Origin of the sequence: Kribbella orskensis (genome assembly GCF_004342085.1) — a bacterium.
GTDB classification, from domain to species: Bacteria; Actinomycetota; Actinomycetes; order Propionibacteriales; family Kribbellaceae; genus Kribbella; species Kribbella orskensis.
In genome coordinates this window covers 959029-970044 of the sequence record NZ_SLWM01000001.1, presented here as the reverse complement: position 1 = coordinate 970044, position 11016 = coordinate 959029, and the positions used below count along the sequence as shown (strand labels likewise).

At 68.2% G+C, this 11016-nt stretch carries 8 protein-coding genes and 1 pseudogene; 2 read left to right on the top strand and 7 right to left on the bottom strand.

Features of this window, described 5'->3' with window-relative positions; all coding sequences use genetic code 11:
• Window positions 1-757 precede the first annotated feature (757 nt).
• The 4 genes from EV644_RS04700 to EV644_RS04680 form a co-directional block, all read right to left on the bottom strand.
• The gene (locus EV644_RS04700; RefSeq protein WP_132333320.1) at window positions 758-1783 is read right to left on the bottom strand and encodes an N-acetylglucosamine kinase; all 1026 of its coding nucleotides are present in this window, start codon (window positions 1781-1783) and stop codon (window positions 758-760) included.
• 2 nt (window positions 1784-1785) lie between these two features.
• Window positions 1786-3039, bottom strand: coding sequence for a 6-phospho-beta-glucosidase (locus EV644_RS04695; RefSeq protein ID WP_132333266.1), 1254 nt, complete (start codon window positions 3037-3039; stop codon window positions 1786-1788).
• Between the two features lie 89 nt (window positions 3040-3128).
• Window positions 3129-4328: an ROK family transcriptional regulator gene (locus EV644_RS04685; protein WP_132333264.1), complete on the bottom strand. Its 1200-nt coding sequence runs from the start codon at window positions 4326-4328 to the stop codon at window positions 3129-3131.
• A gap of 325 nt (window positions 4329-4653) precedes the next feature.
• Entirely contained in the window at window positions 4654-5331 is a 678-nt protein-coding gene (locus tag EV644_RS04680; RefSeq protein ID WP_132291309.1) for a uracil-DNA glycosylase, read from the bottom strand.
• 610 nt (window positions 5332-5941) lie between these two features.
• On the opposite strand from EV644_RS04680, the gene EV644_RS04675 reads away from it, so the two are divergent.
• A complete protein-coding gene (locus EV644_RS04675) occupies window positions 5942-6961 on the top strand; it encodes a peptidoglycan recognition protein family protein (protein WP_132333262.1) in 1020 nt (339 codons plus the stop codon).
• A 203-nt stretch (window positions 6962-7164) separates the two neighbouring features.
• The gene (locus EV644_RS04670; protein WP_132333260.1) at window positions 7165-8007 is read left to right on the top strand and encodes a hypothetical protein; all 843 of its coding nucleotides are present in this window, start codon (window positions 7165-7167) and stop codon (window positions 8005-8007) included.
• Between the two features lie 529 nt (window positions 8008-8536).
• Here EV644_RS04670 and EV644_RS04665 read toward each other — a convergent pair.
• The 3 genes and pseudogenes from EV644_RS04665 to EV644_RS04655 all read right to left on the bottom strand — a co-directional run bounded on the left by EV644_RS04665 (window position 8537) and on the right by EV644_RS04655 (window position 10977).
• Entirely contained in the window at window positions 8537-9061 is a 525-nt protein-coding gene (locus EV644_RS04665) for a DUF1990 domain-containing protein (RefSeq protein ID WP_132333258.1), read from the bottom strand.
• Window positions 9058-9836: pseudogene (locus EV644_RS04660) on the bottom strand (YndJ family protein). The gene EV644_RS04665 and the pseudogene EV644_RS04660 overlap by 4 nt, the downstream one beginning before the upstream one ends.
• A 124-nt stretch (window positions 9837-9960) precedes the next feature.
• Window positions 9961-10977, bottom strand: coding sequence for an LCP family protein (locus tag EV644_RS04655; RefSeq protein ID WP_132333256.1), 1017 nt, complete (start codon window positions 10975-10977; stop codon window positions 9961-9963).
• Window positions 10978-11016: the final 39 nt, after the last annotated feature.

Genomic DNA, 11016 nt, shown 5'->3' with positions numbered 1-11016 from the left:
GAACCCCCCGAGGAGGCAGCGAACCCCCAGAAGCACTAGCGCACCCCCGGAGGGCGCGAAACCTCGCCCGCGCAGCCGCAGAGTGTGCTCCGCCCGCGCCGAGGGGGTTCGCCCACTGTCAGAACAGTGGGGTAACCCCCAGAGCAGTGGGTAACCCCCCGAGGAGGCAGCGAACCCCCAGAAGCACTAGCGCACCCCCGGAGGGCGCGAAACCTCGCCCGCGCAGCCGCAGAGTGTGCTCCGCCCGTGCCGTGGGGGTTCGCCCACTGTCAGAACAGTGGGCGAACCCCCCGAGGAGGCAGCGAAGCCCCCAGAGGAGGCGGTGAGGCTTCGCCTCTGACCGCCGAGTGCGGGGCTGGCGTGGGTGTCATGGCGCGGGGCAGCCTGGTTATGGCGACGGCGACGGTCAACGAGCCCGCCGCCGCCTCGACCAGCTCATCCAGCGACGGCAAGGAACCAACACCTACGACCTCACACCCGACGGACCGATCGGCACGGTGCTCTTCCCGATCGGCCAACGAGTGGCGATCATCTCCACCAAAGTCCACGACCGCCTCCTCAGCCCCCTCCTCGCCGCCACCCCCCGCCCCCACCGAGACACGACAAGCACTGGCCACCATCGACCGCCACCGCCCGCAGCCGCATCGACCACGAACACCTCGCAAAGCCCGCCTGAAAACCCACGACAAACGCCACACTCCTAGCGGCCAAGCACCGCTAGAAGGGGGGCGGAATGGCGTCGGATCAGAACGGGTGCTTAGGCGGCCGGCGTCGAGGCGTAGGTGGAGCGGAGGGTTTGGTGGGCGGTGGGGGCGGCGCCGGTGTGGTCCAGGCCGAGGAGGGCGGCGCCGACCACATGCGGTACGTCGACAAGCCGAGGAATCGCCTTAGGGGCGGACTCGGTCAGCAACCGGACGACGGTCTCCATCAGGAGAGGGTGGCCGGCGGTGAGGACGCCGCCGCCGAGGACCACGTCAGTGGGTTCGTCGAGCAGGTCGAGGCGGCGCATGGCGACCACCGCCATCGAGACGATCTCCTCGGCCTGGCGGAGTACGAGGTCGGCCGCTACCGCATCACCGGCCGCGGCGACCTGGAAGAGCAGCGGCGCTGCCTCCAGGCGACGGACGGTCGGGATGTCACCGAGGTGGAGAGCCTCGATCAGCGACGCCACCGAATCGACCCCGTAGTGCGCCAGAAGCGCCGTGGACAAGGCGGTTTCGGGACCACGCCCGTCATCGGCGCGGGCGGCCGCCCAGAACGCCTCGTCCGCGAGTTCTAGCCCACCGCCCCAATCCCCGGAGATCTTGCCCAGAGCGGCGAAGCGAGCGGTACGGCCGTCCGGCAGCAGGCCGGCGCAGTTGATACCGGCGCCGCAGACGACCGCGACGCCCCGCGGCTGGTCCACCCCCGCGCGCAGCAGGGCGAAGGTGTCGTTCGTGACGTACACCGAGTTCGCCCAGCCGAAGGACTCGAACGCCTCGGCCAGCCGTTCCTCCTCGATCGGCAGGTCCGCGTTCGCCAGGCACGCGGAGAGTTGCTGCACCAGCGGGACCTCGCCGATCACCAGCCCGGCCTCGAGCGCCGCGGCGGCCACCAGCGGAGCCAGACCCTCCACCGCCGCGAACGTCCCGACGATGTGCGGCTCGAAGCCACCGCCTCGCGCAGTACCGAGGACTGTGCCGTCGGCGGAAACCAGGGCGACGTCGGTCTTGCTGTTGCCGGCATCGAAGGCGAGGACGCCGCCCGGCACCAGGGGCAGGACCACGTCGTCGGAGACGGCCATCGTCACGCCCACGGAAGGTACTCGCGGTTGTGCGCGAGCAACTTGTCGGTGAGGGCGTTCGCGTACTCGACCTGCCCGATCAGAGGGTGCGCCAGCAATGCGGTGAACACTCTGTCCGCACCACCCTTCACAGCCGCTTCAAGAGCAAGATTCTCGTACGCCGTGACGTTTGCGACCAAGCCTGCGTACAAAGGCTCCAGCGGCGCGATCGACAGCGGCGTCGTACCGGTAGCTCCCACGGTCGCCGGTACTTCGATCACCGCGTCGTCGGGGAGGAACGGCAACGCCCCGTTGTTGAGGGTGTTCACCACCTGGACGTCACCGGTGTCGTTCAGCAGCGACGAAGCCAGCGCGACAGCAGCCTCCGAGTAGTAGGCGCCGCCGCGTCGCTCCAGCAGGGCGGGCTTCTCGTCGAGTGCGGGGTCCGCGTAGAGGTCGAGCAGTTCCTTCTCGATCGCGGCGACCTCGGCAGCGCGCGAGGGCTTGTCCAGCAGCTCCCGAACCACCGCGTCGTGCGCGTAGTAGTAACGCAGGTAGTACGACGGAACGACCCCGAGCTGCAGCAGCAACTCGGGGGGCAGGTGCAGGCCGTCCGCGAGCTCAGCCGCATGGCAGGTCAGCAACTCGGGCAGCACGTTCTCCCCATTGACGCGGACGGCGCGCTCCCAGGTCAGGTGGTTCAGCCCGACGTGGTCGAGCGCCACCTGCTCAGGCGAAACCCCCAGCAGCCGGGCGAAATGCCGCTGGAACCCGATCGCCACGTTGCACAGCCCGACCGCCTTGTGGCCCTCGGACAACAGCGCCCGGGTGACGATCCCGACCGGGTTGGTGAAGTCGATGATCCACGCGTCCGGGTTGGTCCGCCGGACCCGCTCGGCGATGTCCAGTACGACGGGGACGGTGCGCAGCGCCTTCGCCAGGCCGCCGGCGCCGGTGGTCTCCTGGCCGACGCAACCGCACTCGAGCGGCCAGGTCTCGTCCTTGTTCCGGGCGGCCTGACCGCCGACGCGAAGCTGCAGCAGTACGGCGTCCGCGCCGTCGATCCCCTCGTCCAGGTTCGAGGTGGTGACGATCCGGCCCGGATGGCCTTGTTTCGCGAAGATCCGCTCCGCCAGCCCTCCGACCAGCGCTAGCCGGTCCTCCGACGGATCGACCAGGACCAGCTCAGAGACCGGCAGCGAGTCGCGCAGCCGGGCGAAGCCGTCGATGAGTTCGGGCGTGTAAGTGGATCCGCCGCCTACGACTGTGAGTTTCATCCTTTGACCCCTGTGAGAGTGACGCCTTCGATAAAGGCCTTCTGGGCGAAGAGGAACAAGCTGATCACCGGCGCCATCACCAGCAGGGGCTAGTCGGCGCTGCCCCCGGTCGGCATACCGGCAGTGTCGAAGACTTCGTCACGGGTGGCGCTCAGGGCGGACTGCAGTGCCCCGGTCAGCACCGGGTCGGTGGGGATCGCGGTCATCAGCAGTCGCGGCCGCGGTACGGCGAGCTCGGCGAGCTCGTCCTGGACCAGGCCGCGCAGACGCTCGCCGCCGGCGGTGATCACGCCGCCCGCGAGCACGATGAGCTCGGGGTCGACGACCGCGACGATGGCGGCCAGCCCGACCGCGAGGCGATGCGCGAACTCGGTCAGCACGGTGTCACCCGCGCCGGGTGTCTGGAGCGCGGCGGCGACGGCGGCCTCCGGAGTACGGGCTTTGAGGCCGTTGGCGCGGGCGAGTGCGAGCACCGGCTCGCCACCGGCGAGTTCCTGGAAGCCGCCGGCGTTGTTGCGGCCGACGTTGCGGACCAGCGGGGTGCCGGGCAGCGGCAGGAAGGCGACCTCACCCGCACCGCCGGTGGCGCCGCGGAGCAGCCGGCCCTCGATCACGATCGCCGCGCCGATGCCCTCCTCGCCCCACAGCAGCACGAAGTTGGCGCTGTCGTGCGCGTGGCCGACGCGCTGCTCGGCCACCGCGGCCAGGTTCACGTCGTTCTCGACCTCGAGCGGTACTGCGATCGCCGCGGCCAGCTCCTCCAGCAGGCGCGGCGCGTGCCAGCCCGGCAGGTGCGTGGCGTAGCGCAGCCGCCCAGTGGTCGGGTCGAAGCCGCCGGGGGTCCCGATCGAGACCCGGTGCAGGCGGTCTTTGCTCAGCCCGGCCTCACCCAGAGCGCCGTCAAGCGCCTTCACCACGCGCTCGACCGTGCCCTTGGCGCTCCGGCCGGGCGTCGGGAGCTCGGAGGTGCCGACCACCTTGCCGGTCAGGTCCGCGACGGCTGAGCGGATCCGGGTCGGCGTGACGTCCAGGCCCGCGACGTACGCGATGCCGCCGTTGATCTCGTAGAGCTGCGCGTTCGGGCCGGGACGGCCGGCGCTGGTGCCGCTGGCCCGGACCAGTCCGGCGCTCTCCAGCCGCGCGAGCAGCTGGGAGGCGGTCGGCTTGGACAGGCCGGTGAGGTTGCCGAGAGTGGTGCGCGACAGTGGGCCCTGGGCGAGCAGGAGGTCCAGTGCGGCGCGGTCGTTCATCGCGCGGAGCAGGCGGGGTGTACCGGGTGTGCTGGCCATGAGCTAACCCTGCCCTCCCTCCGGCTCCGAAACTCCGAACCACGCTGCTGACTGGTCAACCGGCTGCTGTCCCCGCCACTGTTAGGAAAGTTTCCTATTACCGCGAGACCGTACGGCGGCAGCCGGGCAGGTGTCAATCGATCGCTCGGTTCGATCGCCGGACCGGTGAAGTCAGGGTGGGCTAAGTTGCCGCCCGGTGAGAGGGCCGACGCGACTGGGGAAAGCGTTCCGTTCGGGAGTTGGAACGAGCCAGTGCTGCCGCTACGGGCTGGACCGGCACGTCCAGGGCTGTGTCGTCCTAGAGCCGTCCAGTCCTATGGCTGTCCTAGGGGAGACGCCAGTCGATAGGTGTGCCGCCCTGCTGCACCAGGAGTTCGTTGACGCGGCTGAAGGGGCGCGAGCCGAAGAAGCCGCGGTCGGCGGACATCGGGCTCGGGTGCGCGCTCTCGATGTACGGCGTGCTGCCGAGCATCGGCTTGAGGGTCTGTGCGTCGCGGCCCCAGAGGATCGCCACCAGCGGTCCGCCACGCTTCACCAGCGCGTGGATCGCCTGCTCGGTAACGGCCTCCCAGCCCTTGCCGCGGTGCGAGGCCGACTTGCCCGGCTGCACGGTGAGCACCCTGTTGAGCATCAGCACGCCCTGCTCGGCCCACGGCGTCAGGTCGCCGTTGGAAGGAGCCGGTACGCCGACGTCCGCCATCAGCTCGCGGTAGATGTTCTGCAGGCTGCGGGGGATCGGCCGGACGTCCGGCGCGACCGAGAAGCTCAGCCCGACCGGGTGGCCCGGCGTCGGGTACGGGTCCTGCCCGACGATGAGCACCTTCACCTCGTTCAGCGGCTGGGTGAACGCCCGGAGCACGTTCTCCCCGGCCGGCAGATAAGGCCGCCCGGCGGCGATCTCGCCGCGCAGGAACTCGCCCATCCGCGACACCCTCTCCTCGACCGGAGCCAACGCCTCGGCCCAGTCCGGAGCCACCAGTTCGTTCAACGTCTTCACGCTCACCCGGCCAAGCCTCCCATCTCGGCCCCTTCTCCCGCATCCGGGGAGGTGGTGACCGGATCTCCAGCCCATCGAACGAGCCCCCGACGCGGATCCCACAGCCGCGACAGGAGGTGCCGGGGTGGTTCACTGGTGGCCGACCTGCTCGAACGGCTTCAGACGTGGGTGAACTGCAACCAGCCGGCAACCACTTCCTACTAGTAGCGAACCCCGGTGTGGAGAGGTTGGCCGGCGTCATCCAAGTGCAGTCGGTGGCTGGCTGCTGGTAGACCCTGGTTGTGCTGGTTGCTGCACACCGCGGCTAGTTGGTTCGTGATGCTGCCCGTTGAAGCCCGGCCCGTAGATCGTGCCGAACCGCCTTACTGGCGGGTGGTCGGCCGAGCGATGGTTGACACCTACGTGTCATGGTGGCGGGAGCTCTCGCGGGCTCTTGAGGGTCGAGGCGGTGCAGACCCAGGTCGAGGAGAACCACCGGATGCTGCGGGCGCAGGGGAGTAGCTCGCGATCCACGCGTTCTGGGGTCGGCAGGCCGTCGCGATCGCCCGGGAACACGACATCAATCTGCCTGAACCGCCACCTCTGTACGGTGCCCCCAACTGAGGGGAGTTAGACCATGGCGATTCTGTCCGGCGCGATCGTGAAGATCGTCGCCCGTCACACCACTCTTCGCGTCAACACTGACCGCGGCGTCTGCCTGCACATCGCCGTCAGCAACGCAGCCTCGCTCTACAACTACTTCAACCAGCCGGGGAACCCGACCTCTCACTTCTACGTACGCAGCACCGGCAACACCAACGGCATGGCCGACTTCGAGCAGTACGTTGACACCAAGTACCGTGCCCCCGCGAACCTTGAGGGCAACCCGAGCCTGATCAGCATCGAGACCCAGGGTGGTGTCGGCGACGACCTGAACAACCCGTGGCCGGCGACGATGGTCAAGCGCCTCGCCTGGATCATCGCCGAGTGCCATCGCATCCACAACATCCCGATCCAGGCCATGCCGAACTCACGTCCGGAATCGAACGGCGTCGGCTACCACCGGCAGGGCGTCGATCCGTACCGGGTCGCGGGTGGCGAGCTGTGGTCGACCTCGTACGGCAAGGTGTGTCCGGGTCAGGTTCGAATCAACCAAATCCCATCCATCATCACGCTCGCTCGCACCTTGTCGGAGGACCACATGTCAGCTGCAGACGTAGAGGCACTCAAGGATTACATCGACGCGAAGTTCCAGGCGACGTTCTCATCAGCGGGGACCGAGGGCCAGCGCTACTCGGCCCTGCAGAACAGCATCAACGCCGCCAACACGACGCTCGGAACACACACGACGAAGCTGAACTCGATCATCACCGCTGTGGCGGCTGTCAACACCGCAGTAGCCGCACTTCATATCGCTGTCGAAGGGGTTGCCTCTGATGTCTGGGGGACGCAGATCGCCGACGTGTCCACCCCAGAGTCGGGTGACACCTCGGCAGCTTCCACGCTGCTGACCCACGCCGCGCCGAGGGCCGGTGACGCCGCGCTGACGGAGATCCAGCCGCACCTGGACGAGATCAAGGTCGCGATCAACGAACTGGAGGCGGCCGTGGCCGCGCTGACTCCGGTGCCACCGGAGCCACCGGCCCCTTTAGCCTGACGCCTGCCAACCTCTATGGGATGTTCCCCGGCCACCGGAACGCCAGCGGCAAGATCGTCGGGAAGCTCCGCACCAGCCCTGAGGCGAAGGTCGTCCACGCGGAGCTTTTCAACGGTCGCACCGCTTCGTCTGCGAATCCGCGCGCGGCCGGCGTCGACTCCTCTTCCCTCTGAGCCGGACACGCGCGCCGTCTCGTCCGCAGCGTGGACCGGCAGATCAACTACCGCTACGACATCGATTGGTACCTGTGCATGACAAGCACGTCCACCGCCAGGGTGTTCACCATCGATCACGATCTCGATCTGATCGTCCGGGGAGAGATCTCCCTGAGCGCCGAGGGTCGGGTGGTCGTCGACCGTACCTGGACCGAGAAGGTCAGGGACAATCCCACCTTTCACAACGGTGAACTGCTGTCCCTGTCGGGATTGCGTTCCACTGAGGGACGCTGGGTCGGCGACCTGGGCTGCACCACCTTCGCCCACTACCTGGCCAACCGCGAACAGGATCTCCCGGCGGCCGACACCTGCTGCCCGGTTGCGGTCAACGTGCTGCCCATCACCAGCGACGGACGTGCGCTCCTTGCTGATGTCGGGAAGACCTCGTCGAGCGCGGGCAAGGTGAAGTTCATCGGTGGCGGCGCAACGCCGGTCGACGTGGTGGACGGAGTGCTCGACGTCCGGGGCGTCATGCGCAGGGAACTGGACGAGGAGTTCCCCGGACTCGACGAGCACTGGTCGACGGCGCCGCGCCTCGAGGCACTTCTCGTCGGCGGCAACCGTCGGCAAGTGGTGCTGTTGTTCGTCGGTCGTCTCCGGATCTCAGAGGCTGAAGCACGCACCCTCTACTTGGGAAGTGCGGACCCGGACCATGAGCTGAGCGGTGTCCTCGCAGTGGTTCTCGGAACGGCCGGGCTGCATGTGTTCAACCGTCGCGAGGGTCGCCGGTCACTCGACTACGTGGTTCCGGCGTTGAGGGCGCAGGTGCGCGCCGACTGGGACGGTGGGCTGGCCGAGGCGCGGCGCTTCCTGGACGGTTCCGATGAGTGAACCCGAGGTACTGTGGCCGGCCGACCCTCAGGTCTCAAATCGGCTGGCACGTGACGCTGCCGATCGCATGGGGCGAGCGCTGTGGGCTGAGCAAGATGACCCTGATTGCAACCACAACTGCAACCACCGGGCGACCCTGGGCGATGGGGTCGATGACGCCCCACTGTTGGATCGCCTTCTTCTGTTGGTGTGTTGGTCACTTGCGCGGTTTGAGTCGCTTGGTACAAATGACTCGGCCCCGCAAAGGTATGAGCTTGCGGGGCCTTTGCGTTGTCTCAGGCCGTTCGCCAGCCGATGTGAGGGGTGTGGCTGTGGGGAGTGTGAACAAGAAGTCGGGACCGGGGACACGTCATTTCTTGTTCAAGGTCCCCGTTTGGTGTCCGAACCCACCACTTCCAGCCGCTTCTAGCGCGGACGGGCGTTGAGTGGGGGCGGGGTGTCAGCCGGTTCAGGTGGTTCGGGCCAGAGTCGCCTGGCTCTGCCTTGCTCAGCCGGTTCAGGTGGTTCGGCCGGAGTCGGCTGGCTCTGGCTAGCGGGTGGCGAGGCGGCGGAGGGCGGTGGTGTAGCGGCGGGCGAAGATGGATTGGGCGGTGCGGGTGGCGCGGCCGCCGAGGCGGGTGTACCAGGTGGCGGGGCGGCTGTAGGCGCGGAGGGTGAAGTAGATGCCGTCCGGTTCGCGGGTGACCAGGAAGGACTCCTCGCCGGCTTCCGGGTGACCTTCCAGCGTCCCGTAGGCGAAGCCGATCCGGTCCGGCTCGTCGACGACCCAGACCACCCGGCACAGCACGGGCAGGCCGAGTGAGCCGATGCCGAGCCGCCCCAGGGAGTTCGCGCCGATCACGGCCGGGGTGTCGGTGGCCTTGATCCGGACGCCGGCCTTGTTGTGCATCTTCCACGTCATCAGCGCCTCGCCCGCGCGACGGAAGAACTCGTCGCCATCGCCGATCCGGGTGCGCAGCTCGAGCCGGTGGTAGCCGGGCGGCGTCTCGTCGAACCGGGTCGACCCCACCACGTCGTAGCTGAACCTGAGCCCCGCGAGATCCGCCAGCTTCATCCGACCTTCTCCTTCACCCGTTGCCAGGCCAGTAACCCGCACAACGCAAAGCCAACCGCATTGGCCAGGCCATGCGTGGCCACCATCCACTCCAGTGGCAGGTTCGGCGTGCCGACCACGTGACCGAGCGCCCACGAGAGCGCCAGCAACATCGTCACCGCGAGCACCGACGCCGAGACCGTCAACAACACCCGGCCGACCCGATCCGCGGCCTCCCGGGATCGCCGCCACAGCGCCCACCCGACCAACCACATGCCAACCGTCAGTACTGCGGCGCCCAGCAACTCGACGGGATCACCGAGGAAGAACCCGAGCAGCACGATCCCCGTTCCCAACGGCACGCTGGTCGCCGCGGCGGTCGCCGCCGCCCACTGGCGGATGCCACCACCAGGCAGGCGATCAACGCCGCGGCGAACCCCGCGAAATGGAAGTGCGCCACCGTCAACGACAACACCGTCAGGCTGAAGCCGAACAACTCGTACGACGAACGCTCCGCGACCAGCGACAACGCCGCGATCGACGGAGTCACCAGTGCGGTGTACAGAGCGATCTCCCGCGCCCGCAGGCGTTTCCGCCGCAGGAGGTCAGCAGCAGCCAGTACTGCGAGCGCCAGCGTCCCGGCGAGGTAGATCGAGGCCAGCGTGATCGAGAGTGCTCCCCGATCCAGCCAGAGCGACACCACGCCGGGCACTGCGACCACGAGCCACCAGCGGCGGACCGTAGTACTGCCTGGCAGGTCCACCAGGCCGAGGCCGAGCGGGACGATCACCACCATCCCGAGGCTAACGACCAGGTGGACCAGGACAAGCACCTACCGTCCTCCGCCATCCGTGCCGCAAGCACCAAGGAACATCCGGCTCACTGCACCAGCAATCGGCGCCACCGTCCGACGCGGGACACTAGCTCGCCTTCAGGCCGCTGGTCTTGTCTTCCTTCAGCGCTTGGAAAAGCGCCTTCGCCTTGGCGTTGTCCCACTTGACCGCGGAACCGTGTGGCGTGCTGAGGTTGTTGTCGGAGATCGGCACGGTCAGCGTGACCCCGTCACCGCCGCCGGCGACCGCCTTCATGCCGCGGGCGAACTTGAACAGGTCGAGCGGACCGGTGCCGTCGTCGATCGTCAGCGCGTCGGCGCTGGCGGTGCCGAGCTTGAAGTAGCGGACCGGGTTCAGGATGGTGGCCGGCGAGACCCCCTTCTCGGCGATCGCGCCGATCATCTCGCGCTGCCGCTGCACCCGGCCGAGGTCGCCGAGTGGGTCGGACTTGCGGGCGCGGACGTAGCCGAGCGCGTTCTCGCCGTCGAGCTGTTGGCAACCGGCCGGCAGGTTGATGTGCGCATCCTTGTCTTTCATTGCCTTGGGCAAGCACATCTTGACGCCGCCGACGCTGTCCACGATCGAGGCGAAGCCGCCGAAGCCGATCTCGACGTAGTTGTCGACGCGCAGCCCGGTGACCCCCTCGACGGTCTGGATCAGTAGTTTCGGGCCGCCGAAGGCGAACGCGGCGTTGATCTTGTTCCAGCCGTGGCCCGGGATCCGCACATAGCTGTCCCGCGGCAGGCTGATCAGTGCGGTCGGTCCGGACTCGGGCACGTGCAGCAACATGATCGAGTCGGTCCGCTGGCCGGCCGCGTTTCCGGTGTGCAGCTTGGCGCGCTCGGCCGGGGTCATCCCTTCGCGGCTGTCGGACCCGACCAGCAGGTAGGTCGTGCCGGGCGTCTCGGCCGGGCGCTCGCCGGCCGGCATCGCGTCGACCTTGTCGATCTTGCCCCACGCGTAGAGCGGGACGCTGATCAGCACCAGCAGGAACAGCAGGACGATCAGTCCGATGATCCGGCCGAACCAGTTGCGCCGCTTCTTGGGCGGCCGGACAGGCGTCCGGCTGACGAAGCGCTGATCGATGGGCTGCGGTTGACTCATGGGTCGACCGTAGCGAACCATGGGTCGTTCCCGCGTCAG

Excerpts from the sequence above, each read along its gene's own strand:
- EV644_RS04700 (WP_132333320.1), bottom strand. The coding sequence starts at position 1,783 with ATGGCCGTCTCCGACGACGTGGTCCTGCCCCTGGTGCCGGGCGGCGTC.
- EV644_RS04655 (WP_132333256.1), bottom strand. The coding sequence starts at position 10,977 with ATGAGTCAACCGCAGCCCATCGATCAGCGCTTCGTCAGCCGGACGCCT.
- EV644_RS04665 (WP_132333258.1), bottom strand. The coding sequence starts at position 9,061 with ATGAAGCTGGCGGATCTCGCGGGGCTCAGGTTCAGCTACGACGTGGTG.
- EV644_RS04675 (WP_132333262.1), top strand. The coding sequence starts at position 5,942 with ATGGCGATTCTGTCCGGCGCGATCGTGAAGATCGTCGCCCGTCACACC.
- EV644_RS04685 (WP_132333264.1), bottom strand. The coding sequence starts at position 4,328 with ATGGCCAGCACACCCGGTACACCCCGCCTGCTCCGCGCGATGAACGAC.
- EV644_RS04695 (WP_132333266.1), bottom strand. The coding sequence starts at position 3,039 with ATGAAACTCACAGTCGTAGGCGGCGGATCCACTTACACGCCCGAACTC.